General features: G+C 65.5%; 17 protein-coding genes and 1 riboswitch. Of the genes, 4 read left to right on the forward strand and 13 right to left on the reverse strand.

The genetic code is table 11. The features are described from left to right. Positions 1-9 precede the first annotated feature (9 nt). From gspG to ACVIGA_RS16735, 3 genes are read right to left on the reverse strand one after another with little or no spacing between them, the layout of a single operon-like run. Entirely contained in the window at positions 10-492 is a 483-nt protein-coding gene (gene gspG, locus ACVIGA_RS16725) for a type II secretion system major pseudopilin GspG (RefSeq protein WP_223974284.1), read from the reverse strand. A gap of 53 nt (positions 493-545) precedes the next feature. Beyond that, the gene (locus tag ACVIGA_RS16730; protein WP_456667217.1) at positions 546-1,757 is read right to left on the reverse strand and encodes a type II secretion system F family protein; all 1,212 of its coding nucleotides are present in this window, start codon (positions 1,755-1,757) and stop codon (positions 546-548) included. 4 nt (positions 1,758-1,761) lie between these two features. Next, entirely contained in the window at positions 1,762-3,438 is a 1,677-nt protein-coding gene (locus tag ACVIGA_RS16735; RefSeq protein WP_456667218.1) for a GspE/PulE family protein, read from the reverse strand. 323 nt (positions 3,439-3,761) lie between these two features. Here ACVIGA_RS16735 and gspD point away from each other — a divergent pair, with 323 nt between their 5' ends. Further along, entirely contained in the window at positions 3,762-6,140 is a 2,379-nt protein-coding gene (gene gspD, locus ACVIGA_RS16740; protein ID WP_456667219.1) for a type II secretion system secretin GspD, read from the forward strand. Between the two features lie 76 nt (positions 6,141-6,216). Then, positions 6,217-6,690, forward strand: coding sequence for a tetratricopeptide repeat protein (locus tag ACVIGA_RS16745; RefSeq protein ID WP_456667220.1), 474 nt, complete (start codon positions 6,217-6,219; stop codon positions 6,688-6,690). On the opposite strand, the gene ACVIGA_RS16750 is transcribed toward ACVIGA_RS16745, so the two are convergent. From ACVIGA_RS16750 to ACVIGA_RS16775, 6 genes are all read right to left on the reverse strand, one after another. Next, positions 6,683-8,188 (reverse strand): PepSY domain-containing protein, encoded by a 1,506-nt coding sequence (locus tag ACVIGA_RS16750; RefSeq protein ID WP_456667221.1) that lies wholly within the window; start codon positions 8,186-8,188, stop codon positions 6,683-6,685. The two genes, ACVIGA_RS16745 and ACVIGA_RS16750, sit on opposite strands and share 8 nt — an antisense overlap. A gap of 2 nt (positions 8,189-8,190) precedes the next feature. After that, complete coding sequence (locus ACVIGA_RS16755; RefSeq protein ID WP_456667222.1) at positions 8,191-10,476, reverse strand: TonB-dependent receptor; 2,286 nt, start codon at positions 10,474-10,476, stop codon at positions 8,191-8,193. A 106-nt stretch (positions 10,477-10,582) separates the two neighbouring features. After that, positions 10,583-10,779: riboswitch (cobalamin riboswitch) on the reverse strand. A gap of 228 nt (positions 10,780-11,007) precedes the next feature. Then, positions 11,008-11,937, reverse strand: a complete 930-nt coding sequence (locus tag ACVIGA_RS16760; protein WP_456667223.1) for a CobW family GTP-binding protein — start codon at positions 11,935-11,937, stop codon at positions 11,008-11,010. A gap of 1 nt (position 11,938) precedes the next feature. Continuing rightward, on the reverse strand, positions 11,939-13,429 hold the full coding sequence (locus ACVIGA_RS16765) for an amidohydrolase family protein (RefSeq protein ID WP_456667224.1): 1,491 nt from the start codon (positions 13,427-13,429) through the stop codon (positions 11,939-11,941). Positions 13,430-13,582: 153 nt separating this feature from the next. Beyond that, the gene (locus tag ACVIGA_RS16770) at positions 13,583-13,975 is read right to left on the reverse strand and encodes a hypothetical protein (protein WP_456667225.1); all 393 of its coding nucleotides are present in this window, start codon (positions 13,973-13,975) and stop codon (positions 13,583-13,585) included. Positions 13,976-14,127: 152 nt separating this feature from the next. After that, positions 14,128-15,984, reverse strand: a complete 1,857-nt coding sequence (locus tag ACVIGA_RS16775) for an ABC transporter ATP-binding protein/permease (RefSeq protein ID WP_456667226.1) — start codon at positions 15,982-15,984, stop codon at positions 14,128-14,130. A gap of 193 nt (positions 15,985-16,177) precedes the next feature. Between ACVIGA_RS16775 and rpmE the strand changes: the two genes are divergently transcribed. Continuing rightward, positions 16,178-16,405: a 50S ribosomal protein L31 gene (gene rpmE / locus ACVIGA_RS16780; protein WP_223974299.1), complete on the forward strand. Its 228-nt coding sequence runs from the start codon at positions 16,178-16,180 to the stop codon at positions 16,403-16,405. A gap of 325 nt (positions 16,406-16,730) precedes the next feature. Here rpmE and ACVIGA_RS16785 read toward each other — a convergent pair whose 3' ends face one another. After that, positions 16,731-17,348 (reverse strand): LysE family translocator, encoded by a 618-nt coding sequence (locus ACVIGA_RS16785; RefSeq protein ID WP_456667227.1) that lies wholly within the window; start codon positions 17,346-17,348, stop codon positions 16,731-16,733. A gap of 149 nt (positions 17,349-17,497) precedes the next feature. Then, positions 17,498-18,124, reverse strand: coding sequence for an FMN-binding negative transcriptional regulator (locus tag ACVIGA_RS16790; protein WP_456667228.1), 627 nt, complete (start codon positions 18,122-18,124; stop codon positions 17,498-17,500). Between the two features lie 87 nt (positions 18,125-18,211). Here ACVIGA_RS16790 and pdxR point away from each other — a divergent pair, with 87 nt between their 5' ends. After that, positions 18,212-19,732 (forward strand): MocR-like pyridoxine biosynthesis transcription factor PdxR, encoded by a 1,521-nt coding sequence (pdxR, locus tag ACVIGA_RS16795; RefSeq protein ID WP_456667229.1) that lies wholly within the window; start codon positions 18,212-18,214, stop codon positions 19,730-19,732. Positions 19,733-19,748: 16 nt separating this feature from the next. Here the strand turns inward: pdxR and rcdA are convergent, their stop codons facing one another. Together rcdA and ACVIGA_RS16805 are read right to left on the reverse strand one after the other, a co-directional pair. Further along, positions 19,749-20,261, reverse strand: a complete 513-nt coding sequence (gene rcdA, locus ACVIGA_RS16800; protein ID WP_092123179.1) for a protease adaptor protein RcdA — start codon at positions 20,259-20,261, stop codon at positions 19,749-19,751. 519 nt (positions 20,262-20,780) lie between these two features. After that, entirely contained in the window at positions 20,781-20,972 is a 192-nt protein-coding gene (locus tag ACVIGA_RS16805) for a DUF1192 domain-containing protein (RefSeq protein WP_223974305.1), read from the reverse strand. Between the last annotated feature and the right edge of the window lie 175 nt (positions 20,973-21,147).

Genomic DNA, 21,147 nt, shown 5'->3' on the forward strand with positions numbered 1-21,147 from the left:
CATGCATCCTTATTGTTGGTCGTTGTTGGCGGCTGTCGTCTTTTCAAGCGAGATGTCGGCCGAGGTGCCGCTGCCGCCCTCCTGACCATCGGAGCCATAGGAGACGATATCGTAGGGGCCGTGTTCGCCGGGCGAGCGATAGAGATAGGCATGGTTCCACGGATCGTTCGGAACGTTGCCGCCCTTCAGATACGGACCATTCCAGGCGGCGACCCCCGGCGTGCGCCGGACCAGCGCGGCAAGTCCCTCCGCCGTGGACGGGAAGCGCCCGGCGTCGAGGTAGAACAGGTCGAGCGCGCTGGAGAAGCTCTGCAACTGAATGCGCGCGGTCTTGACCTTGGATTCGCTGAGATAGTTGAGCACGCGCGGCCCAATCAGCCCCATGATGAGGCCGATGATCGCGATCACCACCAGCATCTCGACGAGGGTAAAGCCCGCCTGCCCTGAACGTCGAGGCGGTTGTGCGCGCGTCGGATCGCGTCCCGCTCGCATGGAAAATGTTTCGATGATCGTGTTGCGCGATATCATGACCGATGACCCCTGCTCTAACCGACTAGCTGCGTGACCGAGAGCAGCGCTGTCATGACCGACACGATCAGTCCGCCGACGACGGTGCTGATCGTGATGATCGCCAGCGGACCGACGATGCCGACGACGCGGTCCAGGCTGCGCTGCAATTTTGCTTCGTAGAATTCCGCGACCCGCCCGGCCAGCACCGGCAGCTGCCCGGTCTCTTCACCGAGTCGCAGCATGCGGACCGCCATTGGCGGCAGGCTGTCCGCCACGGCGAGCGCGTCCGACAATTTTCCGCCATGGCGGACGCGATCGGCGGCGGCGGTCCAGTTCGCCTCGCTGCCGGTCACCGCCATGATGTCGACGAGGATGCGCAATGCCGCCGTGAGGTTGACGCCGCTGCCGAGCAGGACGCCGAGATTGCGGCAGAACAGGCTCGCGCGATAGAACTGGAAGGCGCTGCTGATGCCCGGCACCCGCGAGATCCCGCTGACCAGCGCGGCGCGCACGCGCGCCTGCCGCAACAGCCACCATGCGAGCGCAATCGTCGCCGCACTGATCAGGCTTGCCGCCGTGGCATTGGCGCGCAGGAAGTCCGACACCGCGATGAAGCTGGCGAGCGCCGTATCCGACTTGCCGCCGAAATCGCCGAGCACCGTCGAGAATTGCGGCAGCACGAACAGCAGGAAGAACAGCATCACGCCGGACGCGGCGACCAGCACGAAGGCCGGATACTGCATCGCGTCGGTCAGCTTGCGCCGCATCTGCTCGGAACGCGCGCGCTCGGTCCCCAGCATCTCGAGCACCGAATCGAGCGTGCCGGAGATCTCTCCCACCCGGACCAGCGCGATATACATCGGCTGAAACAGGGTCGGATGATCGGCAACCGAATCGGCAAAGCTCTCGCCGGTGAGCAGGGCTGCGCGGATCTTTGCCACCACCGGACGCATCCGTCCGACATCGGCATCGCCGGACAAAAGCTCCAGGGCATCGTCGAGACGTGCGCCGGCCTTGAGCAGCAGCGCGAGATCACGCGTGAACGTGGTGACCTCGACAGCACTCGGCCCGCCGAACAGGCTGCGGCCACCGGTGGCGCCGGATGCGCGCCTGTCCTCGGTGGTTTCGATCGGCAGCAGCTTGAGATATTCGATCCGCCGCGCCACCTCGGACGCGGTCGGTGCCGAGATCGTGCCGTTCACGATCTCGCCCGCCTGGGTCAAAGCGCGATAGCGATAATTCGGCACGGCGTCACCGCACCGTCGCAACGCGGAGGATCTCGGCGGGCGAGGTCAATCCGGCGCGGCATTTGGCAACCCCGTCATCGAGCATCGTGGTCATGCCCCCCCGGATCGCCATCGTATCGATCTTCATTCCGTCGGTTCGCTCCCCGATCAGTTCGCGCAGCTCATTGGACAGTTCGAGCAGCTCGAACACACCGAGCCGGCCGCGATAGCCGGTCCCGCCGCAACGTTCGCAGCCGCATGGCTCGTGAATGATCTCGCCCTCCCGGAACCCGAGCGCGGCGAGCCGGGGATCCTCGGTGAAATCGGCCGTCGCCAGCGGCCGCGCGGTCTTGCAGCGCTCGCACAATTGCCGGACCAGGCGCTGCGCGATCACGCCGCGCAACACCGACCGCAGCAGATAGCCTTCGACCCCGAGGTCGAGCAGGCGCGGCACCGCGGCAGCCGCCGTCTCGGTATGCAGCGTCGTCAACACCAGATGCCCGGTCAGCGCCGCATGCACCGCGACATGCGCGGTCTCGGAGTCGCGGATTTCACCGACCATGATGACATCAGGGTCCTGGCGAACGAAGGACCGCAGCGCGGTGGCGAAGGTCAAGCCGATCGCCGGCTTGACCTGGGACTGGTTGACGCCGGGGATCTCGTATTCGACCGGGTCCTCGATCGTCAGAATCTTGCGGCTGGGCTCATTGAGGATCGAGAGGATCGTCGCCAGCGTCGTGGTCTTGCCGCTGCCGGTCGGTCCCGTGATCACGACCATGCCGTATGGCAGCTTCAGCAGCCGCCGCAGCTTGGCTTCGTCGGGCTCCAAGAATCCCAGCTTCTCGACGACCAGCAGACCGCGATCCTTGGGCAGGATACGGATGACGGCGGATTCGCCGTGTTGCATCGGCATGATCGCAACGCGGATATCGATGTCGGTGCGCCCGGCCCGCAGCCGCGCCGCGCCGTCCTGCGGCAGGCGACGCTCGGCGATGTTGAGATTGGCGATGATCTTGATGCGGGAGACCACCGCCTGTGGCAGCACCCCCGACAGCGCCGCGACCGGCCGCAGCAGGCCATCGATGCGTAGGCGCACCATGAGGCCGGCGGAGAACGGCTCGATATGGATATCGCTGGCGCGCAGCTCGACGGCCTTCTCGATCAGATCATTGACCGCGCGCACCACCGGCGCGCCGCTGGCGAGATCGCGCAGGCTCTCGATGTCGTCTTCCCGGGGCAGCGCTGCCGCCATATCGGCGGTCTCGGCCTCCTCGGCGCTGGAAGAGTTGTTCAGGGCGATGGCGACGTCTTCCGACGAAGCCACCTTCACAGTGATGCCGGCGCCGAGCACGATCTGCGCCGCCCGCAGCGTCGCCTGGTCGGTCGGGTCGACGACCGCGAGGACAGTGCTCCCATCGCCAGTTCGGCACGGATAGACCATGGTCTCACGCAGGAAGCGCGGCGAGAACGCCGCGACCAGCGGTTCGGCCGATGTCATGTCCTGGAGTGTCAGGCGGCCGAGCCCGAAGAAGCGCGCGGCCTCATCGGCGAATTCGGTCGGTGAGAGGCTGGTGACCTCCCACAGCTTCAATTGCTTGAATTCGGCGCCCTGCCCGGTCCGCTCGGGCGATCCGTCGATCGGCGCCAAATGATTGTTCTGGCGCAGATAATCCACGAACCGAACGGACAGGTCGTTGGCCATTCTCGATATCCCGCCACACTATCCCGGATCAGTCCGTGCCATCCGCCGCAGCGTTCGGCTCTCGGCAATTCTGCGGTTATCGATCCGAAGTGTGACAGCTGTGCGAAGTCACATCGTTCGCCTCGCTCAAGAAACCTTGACGTGGCATCGCGGACACGGCTGCGCCCAGCTGCACGTTTGGGGCGCGACGCGATGGGCAGGTCGCGAACGACAATCATGTAACTAATTTATTTCTGTCATGTTCGATCGATAAGAGTCCCTCCGGGGTAGGACCGATCGTCGCACGCCGTCGAAATTTCAGTTAGTCAGAGCGAAGGGCCTTCATGCAACGCGTAGGCACAGTGGGCCGCTGCCCGACGATCCGTGGCGGCCTGGCAGCCATTTTTGCCTTGACGTCACTGGGGTTGCTGGCGTCCTGCAATTCCGCGACGGTCGGCGAGAGCGTGGACGCGTCTCAGGTCGACGTCACCGACAAAGTGCGATCGCTCGATCTCTTGCCGCGCCAGCCGCAACCGGTGAGCGGGCTTGCGGCAGCGGGCGGCAGCCAGGGCGGCAGCGTCCGCGCGGCGATGTATGAGGGAAGCGAAGTAACCGGCGTCGCCGACGCGCGGCCGCAGCCGGCGTCGAGCGGCAATGGCTTCGATCTGAATTTCGAGAGCACGCCCGTTGCGACCGTCGCCAAGGTCGTGCTCGGCGACATCCTGCATGTCGGATACACCATCGACCCGCGGGTGCAGGGTACGGTGAGCCTGGTGTCGGTCCGCCCGGTGCCGAAATCCGACATGGTCTTCGTGCTTGAAAACGCGCTGCGCCTGAGCGGCGTGGTGTTGCTGAAAGATACCGCGGGCTATCGCCTGACGCCGCTCGGCGACGCCGTCGGCGGCGGCCGCGTCGATGCTGCGGCGGCCAATCCCGAACCCGGATTCGGCATCTCGGTGGTCCCCCTGCAATATGTGTCGGCGCAGACCCTGCTGAAGCTGACCGACAGCTTCGCCACCAGGGCGGGCTCGATCCGCGCCGACACGACGCGCAATCTGCTGCTGATCCAGGGCACCGGCGCCGAGCGCCGCACCGCGGTCGATACCGTGCTCAGCTTCGACGTCGACTGGATGCGCGGCCAATCGGTCGGCATCTTCCCGATCTCGAGCGGCTCGCCGGCACCCGTCATTGCGGAGCTGGAGAAGATCGTCGATTCCGGCGAGAACGGTCTCAGCCAGAACGTCATCAAGTTCATGCCGATCGCACGCCTCAACGCGGTGCTGGTGGTGACCAAGAAGCCGGACATGCTGCACACGGCAGCAACCTGGATCAAGCGCCTCGACCGCAACGACACCGCGCGCACCTCGGTCCATGTCTACCGCGTCAAATACGGCGACGCGCGCCAGATCGCGCGGGTTCTGACCGACATGTTCCTCGGCGGATCGTCCGGCAATCTGCTCGACAGCGCCGACAGCCAGCTCGCGCCCGGCTCCGGCACCTCGTCGACGTCAAGCGTCGCCGACCGTCTGTCGGCGAACGGCAACTCGGGCTCGAACTCGGGCAGCTTTGCCTCGCGCGGCACGTCAGGGACAGGCGCAGCCGGCCAGGGCCTCGGCCAGGGATTTGGCGCCGGCGGGCAAGCGAACAATCAAAATCAGGGCCAGGGCAACAATGCCGCGCTGGATGCCGGACGCGGCGCTGGTTCGGGCTCGGGCAACGGCCAGCCCGTCATGCAGGACGTACGGATCACGCCCGATGTCGTGAACAACAATCTGCTGATCTATGCCGACCAGGCCAACTACCGCATCATCGAGTCGACGCTGCAGCAGATCGACGAGCCGCAGCTCCAGGTCGCGATCGATGCGACGATCGCCGAGGTCACGCTCAACAACACTTTGTCCTATGGTGTGCAAACCTATCTCACCAGCAGGAACCTCGGCCTGAAGCCGAACATGGGCTCGTTCACGGGCACCCAGGCCACCACGGCGCCCGCGACCACCACGGACGCGACCACCGGGGTCGCCTCCGTCGCAGGCTCGGTCACCAATGCCTTCATCAACCGCGCCTTCCCGGGCTTCAACTTCCTGATCGGATCGGAGACGCAGCCGAGCCTGATCCTGGATGCGCTGCATGCCGTCACCAGCGTCAAGGTGCTCTCCAATCCGTCGCTGGTCGTGATCAACAACCAGGTCGCGACCTTGCAGGTCGGTGACGTCGTCCCGGTGTCGACCGGCAGCGCGACGGTGCTGACCGGAAGCAACACGGTGGTCAACACCATCGACTATCGCAACACCGGCATCATCCTGCGGGTCTCGCCGCGTGTCAGTGTGAACGGCACCGTGCGGCTCGATGTCGAACAGGAAATCAGCAACGTTCCGCAGACCAGCGCGAACAGCCTGACCCCGACGGTATCGGAGCGGAGGGTCAAGAGCCAGATCGCGGTCGCCAATGGCCAGACCGTGCTGCTGGCGGGCCTGATCAGCGAACAGCAGAGCGGCAACCGCAATGCCCTTCCGGTGCTTGACCAGATTCCCGGCCTCGGCGACGCCTTCGGGCATCAGAGCAACGCGACCCAACGCACCGAGCTGATCATCTTCATTCGCCCGCAGATCATCCGCAACGGTTCCGACGCCCAGATTGTGGCCGAGGAGCTTCGTTCGAAACTGCGCGGCAGCATCGCCACGACGACGACCAATGCGCCGATCACCACCAGCTTCCATTGAGCAGGGCGACACGATGCTCCTCACGCGCGCGCTTCGGACAAACCTTTGCGCTTCGCTTGCGGTCGTGGCCTGGGCGATGACCGCATCGGTCGCGAGCGCCGACAGTCTTGTGCGCGGAACGGCCGCCTTCCATCGCGGCGACTATGTCAGGGCATTTCACGAGCTCTCGCCGGCCGCCGATCGCGGCAACGCAAGAGCCCTCGGCATGCTCGGCTTCATGTATGAGCACGGCTTCGGCGTTCCGCAGGCCTACGCGGCCGCCGCCGATCTCTACTATCGCGGCGCCATGCAGGGCGACCCGTTCGCACAAGCCATGCTGGGCTTGAACTACGACAAGGGCCACGGCGTTCCGACCGATTTCTTGCTGGCCTACAAATGGCTCAATCTGGCGGCGGCCCGCACCGGCGGGCGACAGCGCGATGCCTATCTCCGCTTCCGCGATGCGGTCGCATCCAAGCTCTCAACCTATGAGATCATCGCCGGCCAGCGGTTTGCATTGGAATGGGTCCCCGACCGGCAGGCACCGGACGTGCATCTGACGGTCAAGTAGCTTCCCGCGCCGGCTTCAAGCTGGGAGGCGCGTGTCCCCTCTGCACCTTGCGCCGCGAGAGCCGGCGCCAGCCGATCACGATACCGCTGATCGAGACGATCGTGCCGACCGCCGACAGCAGCCAGACCACGACGTCGCGCGCCGGCGAGATGCGCAGCAGCAGCGGGAAGTCCAGACTGTGCAGCGCGTTGAACAGCCAGCGGTAGGACCGGCGGCTGTCATCGCTGCGGTCGAGTATCTCGGCGCTGACCGGAGAGATGTGCAGCCAGGTGTGGGCGGGATCGTCGAAGGCGATCCGCAGCACCGGAAGCTCACGCGCATGGTGCAGCGTGTACCAGTAGGCGTCCGGCTCGTCGAGTTGTCGCACCGATATCAGCGCTGCTCCGGGCATCGCGCGCCGGGCGGCCGCGACGATCTCGTCCTGCGAGAGTGTCACGGGCGCGCCGGTCACGGGATCGGCAAGACTTCGACGGCCATTGCTGTCGTCGAGCATCACCAGGGGGCGGCCGCCGATCCAGATGTAGCGCGCTTCCACGGCCTGCGCGGATGGCGCTGCCCGGAAGCCGGCAACGATATCGGGTGTGTCGTGACCGCTGTATCCGGCTGCGATCTCGCGCATAACGCCACGGCCGGAGAACGCGCCGCCGGGATTGAGCGACAGCCAGCCGCTGAACATCCAGGTGAAGATGAAGATGCCGCCGATCAGGCCGGCGATGTGATGCCAGGCCATCCAGCTGCGATAGGGCGAGACGGCGCCATCAGCGTAACGGCGCGTCAGCCGCAGGCGGAGAATGCCGATCCAGAAGCCGGTGACCGCGACGACCAGACACACACCCGAGATCCACAGCACCACGTCCCGCCAAAGCGGGCCGTCCTTGCGCAACACGGTCGGATAGATCCAGTGCGGGATCGAGCCCAGCCAGTTCCAGATACGTTCCTGCCGCGTGGTGTCGAGCGCGATCTCGCCGCTGCGCGAGGAGACATAGAGCTCGGTGCCGTCAGCGTCGCCAAGGCCGATCAAATAGAGCGGCCGCAACGGATCGAAGCGTGCGGTGACCGACCATTGATCGCGCGTCACGGTATCGAGCAATTGCGGCTGCACGGCACGCGGGTGGTGCCGGGCAATGGCAAGCGCCTGGTCGGGCGCGATCCGGTCGATCACGCTGCCGTCGATCGCCGAGATGGTGACCGCGCCGCCCTTCCATCCGGTCACGCGATAGACCGGAACGTCGTCCATCATCGAGAGCCGGAGATCGCGCGGATAATGCTCCGTGCCCGCGATCGCCAGCGCGCGATCGGGAGCGACCTGCACCTTGTTCCAGAGAATGACGGGGAGCGCGGACAGGCGCTCGCTGTCAGTGAGGCGCGGAAACGCCACGTACATCATGACGAGACCGGAGATGAACCACATCGCGAAGAACAGACACGTCGCAATGCCGATCCAGCGATGGACGACATAGAGCCATCGCCGCGATCGCCGGATCAGAGCCTTGCGCATGGTCAGAACTTCACGTTGACGGACAATTCGGCGGTGCGCGGCATGCCAAGCAGCCACTGCCCCGTCCCGTTCGAGGTCACCGCGTAGACCTTGTCGAACAAATTGTAGACCCGGAACGCGACGGTGGTGCGGTCATCCGGCTTCCACCTGACACCGCCGTTGACCACATTGTAGCCCGGCCGCAACTGGGTGTTGGCAAGGTCTGAGTACATCGCACCGACCATCTGCACGCCGCCATAGACCGACCAGTTCGGCGCGAAGTCCCAGGTCAGCCAGACGTTGGCGACCTTCTGCGGCACGTTGATCGGGACATTGCCGGCATAGCTGACGAGCTTGCCGCCGACCGACTGGGTGTTGTTGTCATACTTGGCCTGCAACATCGCGACATTGGTGTCGATGCGCCAGCCGTCGTTCAGCGCCAGGCCGACCGTTGCCTCTACTCCGCGGGATGATTGCTGACCGATCTGCAGCGAAGCGCCGGGAGTGCTGGGATCGGCAACCAGCAGGTTGTTCTTGACGATCTGATAGCCGGCCAGCGTCCATTCGCCGCGGCCGCCCAGGAACGATTGCTTGACCCCGAACTCGGTCTGCTTGCCGGTGGACAGCTGAAACGTCTTTTGCGAGGCCGACAGCGAGATGATGTTGCCGACCGGATCGACGCCGACCGCATACTGGCCATAGAACGCGAGGTTCTTGATCGGCTCATACACGATGCCGGTGCGCCAGCTCGTGCCCGACAGCGTGGTTTCGAAGCTGTTCGTCGGTGTCTTGTAGTCAGTACGGTCGACCTCAGGGCGATCGTACCTGACGCCAGTGACGAGCGACAACTGATCGGTCAGCGATAGCCGATCTTCGGCGAACAGCGCGTATTGATTGACGTTTGCATTGAAGCCCGGCGTGGTCGGAGACTTGGTCACAAAGAACGACCCGGGATCAAACACATAGGGAGCGACCGAGGAGTTCGTGGGAATGGACGGAACGCTTGAGTTGTTGGTATGGAAGAACTCGATGTGATTGACGTCGAAACCGGTCACGAACCGGTTCTCGAGGCCGAAGATGTGGCCGCTGAAGGTCGCATCCATGCGGTTGCCGACCTGCTTCTGATCGTGGAATATCTCAAGATAGCTCGTGCGATCGATCAGCTGCGTCTTGGGGTTGAAAGTGTAGTTTTCGATATCGCGCCAGTGCCGCTCGCTGTTCAGATAATACAGCGTGTTGTTGACCTTGATGCCGTCGGCGACATCCCACTCGGTCTTGAACTGGGTCCAGCTGTCCTGGTAGCGGATCGCGCTGTCCGATGCGTTGTAGTTCTTGAAACGCAGCGCGTCCTGGATCTGGCCGTTGATCAGCGGCGTGCCGAAATAGCGCGACGGACTGCGGTCGCCATAGTCTTCGGAGAGCGTAAAGGCGAGATTTTCCGATGCCTGCACGCGCACGGCGGCGGAGACCACTGCATTCGAGGTCTTGTCGCGATCGACCCAGCCGTCCGACATGTTGCCGGTGGCGTTGATGCGGTACGACACATTGGGATTGATCGGCCCGGTGCTGTCCACCGACAGCCGTCGCGTCATGTTGCTGTCGAGCGAGACCTCGGCCTCGTTATAGGGCGTGCCCTGCGGCTTCTTCGGAACGACGTTGATGACGCCGCCAATCGCGCCTTCGCCGTACAGCACGGAGGCCGGGCCGCGCAGCACCTCGATGCGTTGCGTCGACCAGGTGTCGTAGGGGAACGTCAGGGTGCCGGAGCCGACGTAGAAGCGCGTCCCGTCGTACAGCGTCATCACCGAGTTGCTGCCGGCAAAGCCACGGGTGCTGAACGACAGGCCGCCATTGCCGGGCGCCGGCGTTGCGATGAACCCAGCCGCATTCTGGGTGACGGCGTCGAGCACATTATGCTGGCCGCGTTCGGCGATGGTCTGCGCCGTGATGATCTCGACGCTGGCCGGCGTCTGCAGCGGCGTCAAATTGAGACGGCTGCCGGTGCCGCCCTGCGTGGTGGCGTTGAGCGTCGGCGACGCCGATCCGGAAGCGCCTGACACCGCAGCATGTGGCGCGCCAGCGGCTGCCGCCGCCGTTGCAGGTCTCGCGCGTGACCGCGATGCGGCGGCAGGATTGCTGCTTCGTGCCGCAGGCTTGGGCCTTGCGGATGTCGCGGGGGCGACCTCGATCGGATCGAGCGTCGTGGGTGGAGGTGTTTGTGCCGAACCCTCGGCGGGCAGCAGCAGCGATGACAGGGAGCAAACGAGACCGAGGCGCCAACGGCGCGCGGCGGGAGAGGACGGAGACATGAAAAGACTCGCGGTAACGTGGCACGTCACCGCGAACGCGGAGTGGCGCAGTGCCCGAAAGGCAATGCTCCGATCCCACCAGGACGCCCCCGCCCGATGTGCTCGCGTGTGACCACGACTGACGGCAGGTCTCCTGGCTCACGGGTCATCGCCTGTCGACGCCTTCCCGGGCCTGAAAGGCCCAGTGGCAAATTGACGAAAGGCTCGCCGTTTACAGTTGCGGGGACAGCTGCGGCATTGGGGTTACCCTCGCACCGCATTCCCTTTTGATCCCCGAAGGGAACCGTCGAGAGAAACGATAGGTGGTGCGGGATGGGCTGTCAATTCGACGCGATTGTCGCACACATGCTTTGCGCGGTGGTGCTGCGGCGATGACACAGCGGCATCGGCGGCTGACGCGGGTACTTCTTATCCCCGTCATCCTGAGGTGCGAGCGGAGCGAGCCTCGAAGGATGCACGGCCACCAGCCGGGCCGTCGACCCTTCGAGACGCGCTTCGCGCTCCTCAGGGTGACGGGAAACTAGCTTCGCATCACTCGGCTTCGACGCATCCCTGCATCACCTCATCGATCTCGGCCCGCGACAGCGCGCCCATTTCGGCGATGAACACGATTCGCGTGCGCGGCACGCCCGGTGCCGGCACGCCGCCGGCAGCCAGCGTCGCGCGTCCGCCGGCGAGTTGAAATACCGTCAGCCGTCCGGGCTGCTCCACCGTCTCGAACAATCCCTTCGCCCGCGCCAGCTTCGGCGCCAGTTTGCCGATCGCCTGCTGCAAGCGCGGCAACCGCACCGGCCATTCAGAGGTCCAGCTCAGCGTCTCGAACCGGTCGGATACCGGCCGTCGCGGCGCGGTCTCGCGCGGCGCCGGCACCTGATCGAGGTCGGCCGGAAACAGCAGCGCGGCCGGCACCTCGCCATGCAGCGCATCGACCACCACGGCCGCCGGACGCACCGCCCGCACCGCATCGCGGATCGCTGTGCACGCGGCTGCATCGGCCAGATCGACCTTGCTCAGCGCCACCACATCGGCCGCCCGCAGCTGCGAGCGCAGCAGCGCATCGTTCAGCATCGCCGCAGGCTGCGTCGCGTCGACCACGCACAGCACCGCCTCTAGCGGCGCCTCCTTCCAGATCACGGGATCCATCAGGTTGCGCACGATGTCGGCAGAATCGGCGATCCCGCTGGTCTCGATCACGATGAATTCGGGACGCGGATCACGCCGCAGCAGGGTTGCGAGCGTGCGCAGCAGATCGCCTTCCAGCGTGCAGCAGATGCAGCCATTGCTCAGGCTGACCACGCCGTCGCTGGCGCCGGCGATCAGCTCCGCGTCGATATTGATCGCGCCGAAATCATTGACCACCGCAGCGATGCGCCGCCCTTGCGCATGCGCCAGCAGATGGTTGACGACCGTGGTCTTGCCCGCCCCGAGAAAACCCGCGACCAGCAGGATCGGGACCGGCATCTCAGCCTCCGGCAATCGGCCGGCGCACCGGCCGGCCCGGCCGTGCGGCGACGTCAAGCACCCCATCGTTGATCAGCGGCTGGCCGCTGACCACGAGATGCCGCACGCCTTCCGCCGGGCGGTTCATCGCGGAGAAGGTCGCGCGATCGCTGAGCGTCTCGAAGTCGAACACCACGACGTCAGCGTCGGCGCCCGCCTGCAGCCTGCCCTTGGCACGCATTGCCGGCGTGCTCGCGGACAGGATTTCCGCCGGGATCAGCGCGCATTTGCGGATGCCCTCGAGCAGCGACACCTTCCGACGCTCGCGCACCCATTCGCGGATGAAGCGGGTGAAGCAGCCGGCCGAACGCGGATGCGAGGTGGCATCGTCAGGCAGCGGCCAGGCGTCGCCGGTGTAGGGGCGGCCATCCGACAGCGTCCACGGCATCGCGTCGGACGCGATCGCACCGCCCGGATACAGCACCGCCATGTCGAGCAGGTCGCGATGATGCTGATTGTTCTCGATATCGAGCACATGCCACAGCACCAGCGTCGAGGGTTCCGCGGCCTGCGCGGCCAGCAACTCCTCGCGGCTGCCGAAGCGGTGACCGTCGGTCACGCGCTGCACCGAATCATAGCCGAGGCCGTTGCGCTCCTCGAACTGGGGATCGCTGAAGAAGGTCGCCGCCAGCACGGTGGAGCCGGTGCCGTAGGGATAGGCCTCCACCGTGATCGGCAGGCCCTGCGCCTGCGCCTTGGCGATCAGCGCCACACAGCGCTCGATGTCCGTCTTGCTCGACGAGTTGAAGTGACAGATGTGCATGTGCGCGCCGGTCGCGCCGGCATAGCCGATCAGGCGGATATAGGCCTCGGCCGCGCTCTCGGGATCGATGCGGGACATGTAGGCGACATGGGTGAAGGTCGGCACCGCATGATTGGCCGCGAGCTGGCACACCGCAGTCAGTTCCTGCACGCCGGCGCCCGGCGCATAGGCGTTGAGAATACCGATGCCGATGCCACCCTCATTCAGGGCGTTGGCAAGGCGCGCGAGGATACCGCCGACCTCGCCCTCGGTCGCCACGTTCTCGATCCAGCGGCGATCGCGCATCGCTGCGCCGAACGATTCCAGCGAGCTTTCCGAATTCGAGCCGGTCATCGCGCCGATCCGCGCGAACGCCCAGTTGGCCGCGGCGCCGTAGTTCAGCACCCGCCCCTTCTCGGCCTGGCGCTTGTACCAGGATGCCACCGGCAGCACGCCGGCCTCGAGGTCGAGCGATGTCGTCACCCCGTCGAACGCCTGCATGCGATCGGCCGGAATGGTCTGGCCGTGCGCGTGCAGGTCGATGAAGCCCGGCGCGACCACGAGTCCGGTGGCATCGATCTGCCGCTCGGCGCCGCCGAGCCCGGTGCCGACCGCGGCGATCTTGCCGTCGACAACCGCGATGTCGCCGATCGCGTCCATCCCGCTGGCCGGATCCACCACCCGGCCGCCGCTGATCACCAAACCACCCATCTCACCACTCCCCGCATTGTCCGACACCGACCGGTCTCTTTTCGAGCACAGAGAAGCGCATCGCACTGATCGCAGCAAGCCGGGCCACGGTTGTGGCGACATGCTGTGACGGAATATCCGCCGCGCCGTGATGGCGATTGCAGAGAGACCTCCCTACGTTCCGGTTGGACGTCGCGAAGGCAGGCCCCGCCAGAGATCGGCACCGGGCTTGACGCGGCTCGCCACGAGTTTCGGCGGCATGCGGTCCCTGGCGATCGCCGCTTCGACCGCGCGCTTGAGCCTGACATTGTCGATCTGTGCCAGGAATCGCTGGATAATGGCGTCCTGGTCCGCCCCCCGACTGGAGATCGCCGCGCACAGCTCCGCGGTCGTCCGGCGGAAGAAGTGGAAGCCGTCATCGGCCGCGCCACCCAGCCGGTCGACCTCGCCGGCCGCGCCGAGCGCGTGCATCCGATCGTCGTCGTCGAGCGTCACCGCGAAGCGCAGCACGGCAAGCTGCCAGGTCCGGAACAGCTTGCTCTCCGGTTCGGTCGCATTCTCGCGCATCAGTCGAACACCCCGCGCGCCGATGCTCCTTCGGCCGTCGAGGGAGGTCAGACGCGGCGCGACTATCCTTGCGCGGGAATAGGTTTTCGAGAGGAGCGCGCGCGCGATCGCATAGGAATCGCATAGGCGGAGCGCACGGAGTCCGAATACGCTCAAATCCCCTCGAATTGCAGCCGCGCCAGCCGCGCGTAGAGGCCGTTGGCCGCCACCAGCTCGGCGTGGGTGCCCTGCTCGACGATCCGGCCCTGGTCCATCACAAGGATGCGGTCGCAGGACAGCACGGTGGCCAGGCGATGCGCGATCACCAGCGTGGTGCGATGACGCATCAGTTCCTCCAGCGCGGTCTGCACCAGCGTCTCGCTCTCGGCGTCGAGCGCCGAGGTGGCCTCGTCGAGCAGCAGCAGCGGCGCATCGCGCAGGATCGCGCGCGCGATCGCGATGCGCTGGCGCTGGCCGCCGGACAGCGTTACGCCGCGCTCGCCGAGCTGGGCGTCGAAGCCTTCAGGCAGCCGGCGCAGGAATTCAGTGGCATGCGCCAGATCGGCGGCGCGCTCGACCTCGGCGTCAGTGGCATCGGGCCGGCCGAACCGGATGTTGTCGCGGGCGCTCGCGGCGAACACCACGGAATCCTGCGGCACCAGCGCGACCCGCGCGCGCACCTCGGCCGGATCGGCCTGCCGAATCGGCACGCCGTCGAGCGAGATGATGCCCGATTTCGGATCGTAGAAGCGCAGCAGCAAATGGAACAGCGTGCTCTTGCCGGCGCCGGACGGGCCGACGATCGCGACCTTCTCGCCCGAGCCGACCTTCAGCGACACGCCGTCGACCGCCAGCGCATTGGGCCGGGTCGGATAGGCGAAGCTAACATTGTCGAAACCGACATCGCCGCGCGCAGGCTGCGGCAGTGCGCGCGGCGAAGCGGGAGCTGCGATCTGCGGCCTGACGCGCAAGATCTCGAACAGCCGTTCGGCGGCGCCCGATGCGGCCGAGACCTCGCCCCAGACCTCGCTGAGCTGGCCGAGGCCGCTCGCGGCGAAGGCCGTGTAGAGAATGAACTGGCCGAGCCGGCCGGGGCTGATGGCGCCGATCAGCACGTCGTGCGAGCCGACCCACAAAATCACGACGACGCTGGCGAACACGATGAAGATGACGATCAGCGTCAGCACCGCACGCGCCTTGGTCGAGCTGCGCGCGGCTTCATAGGCCTGCTCGACCTCGCTGGCAAAGCGCGTCCGGGCGAGCCGCTCACCGGTATAGGCCTGCACGGTGCGGATCGCATTGACCAGCTCGCTCGCATAGGCGCTGGCATCGGCCAGCGTGTCCTGGGCGTTGCGCGACAGCCGCCGCACCCAGCGGCCGAACGCGACCAGCGGAATCACGATCATCGGAATCGCGAGCAGCACGAAGCCGGAGAGCCGCGGGCTCGTGATCACCATCATCGTGGCAGCGCCGAAGAACAGCATCAGATTGCGCAGCGCGATCGACACAGAGGCACCGACCGCGGACTTGATCTGCGTGGTGTCGGCGGTGAGCCGCGACACCAGCTCGCCGCTTCGTGCCGAATCGAAGAACGAGGGCGACAGCGAAATCAGATGCGCGAACACGTCGCGCCGGAGATCGGCGACGATGCGCTCACCGATCGTCATCACGAGGTAGTAGCGCGAGGCGCTGGCACAGGCGAGCACGGCGACGACCGCGATCATCACGCTGAAATAGCTGTTGATCATCGCGATGCCTTCGGGCGTGAAGCCGAGGTCGATCATCCGCCGCACCGCGACCGGCACGATCAGCGTGGTGATCGCCGCGATCGTCAGCGAGATCAGCGCGAGGATCGCGCGTCCCTTGTAGCGCGCCACATAGGGCGCGAGCGCAAGCAAAGGCCGCAAGCGGGCACGGCTCTTCGCCGGCTCCATGATCTGGCTCTCGATGAAGGCTTCCTCATCGAGCAACGCGTCGCGCGGCGGCTCGGGGGTGCCGCGAGGGGTCTCAAGCTGTTCGGCTACACTCATTATCTAGACCGGTTCTATCGCCCCCCACATAGGCCCCCGGACCCCCGGCTGGCAAATCCGGTAAAGTCCCAATCCGGTGATGGGCTTAAGCCCTTTCTTGGCTTGTTTTGGGCGGCACCATGGGTTATAGAGCCGCCCAAATCCCGTATCCAATACATCTTGAGACGGGCGCTGGCGCGCCGAAGGAACTGTCATGAAAGCCGATATTCATCCGAATTATCATACGATTAAGGTCGTCATGACCGACGGCACCGAGTACCTGACCCGCTCGACCTGGGGCAAGGAAGGCGACACGCTGAACCTCGACATCGACCCCAAGTCGCACCCGGCCTGGACCGGCGGCAGCCAGCAGCTGATGGACCGCGGCGGCCGTGTCTCGCGCTTCCAGAAGAAGTTTTCGGGCTTCCTCAAGAAGGACTAAAGTCCGCTTCGGGATTACCCAGCGATCAAATGCAAAACGCCTCCGTTTCGGGGGCGTTTTTGTTTTCGGGCTGCTCCGGATCGGCCGGACGGACGAGCGCGCGGCTCTCTCCATGCGTCGTCCTGGCAAAGGCCAGGACCCATAACCACCGCATTCGGTGATGAACGGCATCGCGGCCCCAGCGCGCGCAACAATTGAGGATTGGCGTAATGGGTCCTGGCCTTCGCCAGGACGACATTGAGTGTGTGGCGCCGCGTACACCTCAATCGTCGTCCTGCGCAAACACGCGCGCGAGGCGGGCACTGCCAGTTGGACCGCCGTGACCCTAGCGATCCCCAAAGGCGAGCCGCGCGCCGAGCGCGACCAGGATGCTGCCGCCGATCCGCTGCATGATCCGCTGTGACCTCCGGGAGCGCTGCAGCTTCGCCATCACGGCGCTGGCAAAGAACACGCAGACGATATCGACCGCCGAGAACGTCAAATTGACTGTCGTGCCGAGCAGAAACAGCTGGGCCCAGACCGGCAGGCTAGCCGACGCATCGACGAATTGCGGCAGGAACGCCAGGAAGAAGATCGCGGTCTTCGGATTGAGCACCTCGACGACGATGCTTTGCGCGAACGCGCGCTCCGCGGAGAGCGGCGCCAACTCGGGACGCTTGGCGGTGCCGCGATCGCGAAACAGCGACAGTCCGAGCCAGATCAGATAGGCCGCACCGGCAAGCTTCATCGCCATGAATAGCGGCGGCACCGCATGAAACAGCAGCGCAAGGCCGGCGGCCGCTGCGACGACGTGAACGTAGCCGCCGAGATGCAGCCCGAGCGACGCCATCAGCCCCGCACGCCGGCCGCCCGCCAGGGTGCGGGCCGCGGCGTACAGCATGGCCGGCCCCGGGATCAGCGCGAAGGTTGCGGTCGTGATGGCGAAGGCGAGGTACAGTTCCATGTGTGGGCGTCAATCTCTGAAGGGGCTAAGCGAGCGCAACTTCCTCCGCCGTCATTGCGAGCGAAGCGAAGCAATCCATCTGCCCGCATACGCAGATGGATGGATTGCTTCGTCGCCGTCGCTCCTCGCAATGACTGGCTTGGAGCACGTCAGTTCGCCGGAATCATCGCCGCGACCTCGCGGTCGACGGGATTGTCGCTGGCGCCGAGGCCCGCGATGACACCGGCGCGATCCTCGAGCTTGCGGTTCTGGCTCATCTTCTTCTTGGCGTCGATCCGGGTGATCGGCATCCGGAAGCCGACGATGCCGCGCAGCTGCGCCTTGATGAAATCGTCAGGCGCATCGCTGACCTGCCAGACTTCCTTGCGCGTACTCTCGTGCAAGCGGGTCAGTCGCGTCACGACGTCGAGCAGCCGGTCCGGATCCTCGAAGAACTCGGCGAAGCCATAGGCGTGCACGGCGAGGTAGTTCCAGGTCGGCACCACCTTGCCGTGCTCGGCCTTGGTCACATACCAGGACGGCGTCACATAGGCGTCGGGTCCGGTGAAGATCGCCATCGCTTCGCCCACGGCAGGCAGCTTCCATTGCGGATTGGGCCGCGCGACGTGACCGTACAGCGTGCCGTAATCGCCCTCGTCTTCATTGAGGATCAGCGGCAGTGGCGTTCCGATCAGCCCGTCCGCGGTTGCGGTGACCAGTGTCGCGAGCTTCGAGGCCCGCATCGCGGCGTGGATCGGGCCGAGCTCATCCATCTTGAAATGCGGCGGCAAGTACATCGAAGACCTCATTGAATTGTTGCTCACACAATAGCGCTGAAGTGGCCTATGATAAGAGCCACTTTCGATCACAATGACTGGTCCACTATGCCCCGCCTGCGCGCCACCATCAGCATCCCCTCGCTGCGGACGGTCGACCGCGCCGCCGGGCAGGTCGGGCGGCAGATCGCGCGGGCGCTGCGCGCCGCCATCGCCAATGGCGAGCTGAAGGCCGGGGAGTATCTGCCGTCGACCCGCGCGCTGTCGGCCTCGCTCGAGGTGGCGCGCGGCACGGTGACGGAAGCCTTCGAGCAATTGCAGGCCGAGGGCTATCTGGAATCGCAGGTCGGCGCCGGCACCCGCGTGGCGCCGACGCTTGCGGAGCAAGCACGGCCACCCCACCCGCCGGCCGGCCGCAGCCCGAACAAGCCTGCGCCGATCGCGTTGCCGCCGCGTGCGATGCGGCTTGCCAAGGTGGTGGCGGCTTTCACGCCGATGCCCGAAGTCCCGTTTGCGATCGCGGTCCCCGGAGGCGCGGTCGCGCCTGACGACAACTGGCGCCGCCTCGGCAACCGCGTGCGTGCGTCGCGCGCCGCAGCGCCGGCAAGCTATGGCGATCCGCGCGGCCTGATGGAGCTGCGGCAGGCGATCGCCGACTACGTGCGCAAATCCCGCGCGGTGCATTGCGAGCCCGAGCAGGTCGTGATCACGGCCGGCACGCAGCAGGGCCTCTACCTCGCCGGCCGCGTGCTGCTGTCGGCGGGCGATCGGGTGTGGACTGAGGATCCGGCCTATCCCGGCATGACGGCCGTGCTCGACGATCTCGATCTCGTCACCACGCGTGTTGCAGTCGATGCACAGGGCATCGACGTCGATGCGGCGGTTGCCGCGTGTCCGGATGCGCGCGCAGCTTTCGTGACGCCCTCGCATCAATATCCGCTCGGCATGCCCTTGAGCATGGCCCGCCGCAACGCGCTGGTGGCGTGGGCGCAGCGAAGCAATGCGTGGATCGTCGAGGACGATTACGACAGCGAGCTGCGCTATGCGGGTCATCCGTTCCCGTCGATGCAAGGCCTCGCGCCGTCGCGGGTGATTTATCTGGGCACGCTGAGCAAGGTGCTGTTTCCCTCGCTGCGGCTCGGCTACGTCGTGGCGCCGCTGCCGCTGATCGACGCCTTCGCCGGCGCGCGGGCGCTGCTCGATCGGCATTCACCGACCGCCGACCAGCATGTGCTGGCGGCGTACATGCGCGAGGGATTGTTCGAGGCGCATATCAGGCGCATCCGCGGCGTCTACGCCGCGCGCCGCGCGACACTGATCTCGGCGCTTGCGCGCCACATGCCTGATGATTTCACGCTGCAGCCAAGCGACCAGGGCATGCATCTGTTGCTGTGGATGCCGCAAGGCTTCGACGATGTGCAACTGGCGAAGGCCGCACTTGCGGGCGGCATCGTCGTGCGGCCGATTTCACCGATGTATTACCGCGCGCCGCGGTCAGGCCTGATGCTCGGCTTCGGCGGCTTCGAACCGGAGGAGCTGGAAGCAGCCGCGATACGGCTGCGACGCGTGATCGATCAGCACACGTCACAGCGGCGGGCCAAGCCACGCCGCACTGAGGCTTCACACTGAGCTGACTGTTCGTATCTTACTGCTCGAACGCGGCCTTGAGCCGGTTCAGCTGCGGCACCAGCGGATTGCCGATCGACGAGCGATCCGGCGCCGGCGCGTGGATCGTGGTGTCGAGGCGGCGGACGCGCGCCTGCAGATCCATCGAGCGGGCGATCAGCTGCTGCAATTGCTCCGGCAGCTTGGTCACCATGTCGACCGGGCCGGGATCGGCGGCCGACAGCTTCACCTTGGTCTTCTCGCGATTGGCCTGGGTCAGCGTCATCTCGCCTTCCTTGACCGCGCGATGCAGCAGCAGCCAGGACGCGAGCTGCATCAGCCGCGTGGTCAGGCGCATGCTCTCGGTGGCATAGGTCAGGCTGACGGAGCGTTCCAGCGCCTTGGCCTCGGCACGGCCGTCGCCGTCGAGATAGGCGGCGGTCTGCTCGACCAGGTCCATGCCTTCCCGGAACAGCACGCCAAATGCCGCAGAATTGGTCAGCCGTTCACTGAACAGCACAAGCCCGGCTTCGTTCTGGGAACGATCCGCCATGGTTAACGCCCTCACACCATCGTAACGCCCACTGGCATCTGACGCGCCAGCTTATGATGAACAAATCATTGCGCGGGCGCGCCGCAGAGTCCAGCCGCAACCGGATTTATGGTTTCCAACGGATAGGACGCACAAAAAAGAGCCGCCGTTTCCGGCGGCTTTTGAAGTTGATAACAGGGAGGCGTCAAACAGAGTGGACAGGAGCCACTCGGTGTCCAAACGAGGACAATCCAGTCATAATCGAGAAAGCTTAACCGATCGTAAATGAACGGATTTCTTCAGGCTTTGTTTGCCATGTCGGCCATTGACCTAGTTTGGGACAGGTCCGCGTTGATTCCCATGAGTCGTCCCGGCCTAGTGCGCAATTGCGCACGGGGCCGGGACCCATAACCACCAACCCCCACGTTGCGCGCAGCTGTGGCCCCAGCCGTACGCGACGATGAACAGCGGTGGTTATGGGTCCCGGATCGCGCTCGCTTTGCTCGCTTGTCCGGGACGACGTGGTCTGATGTCGAAGACCTACGACTTGAAGAACGCGTTCGCGGCGTCCTTCGACGCGCGCTTCTTCGTCATCGCCTCTTTCAGGCGATCGACTTCGGTCGTGAGCAGCGCGATGCGCTCGGTCAATTCCTCGACCGACAGCAGCGAGAGATCCTGTCCGATCTCGTGGGTGATCTTCTTCCGCGGCCGGTCCTCATCCTCAATCGGCATGTGTCCTCCCCGCGATCATGATCTGGCGCCTGGCGTCCAGAGCTGGTAAATGTCGTTGTGCAGGAGAATTTTGCAGTGACTTTCGTGTGCGCGCAACATCTGACGCGAATGCCCCGGCCCGACCGCAAGGAGTCTGACCGGACGGGATAGTGCGCCTGCGCGCCAGGCATGAGCC

It is taken from the genome of Bradyrhizobium sp. USDA 3240 (assembly GCF_054063295.1).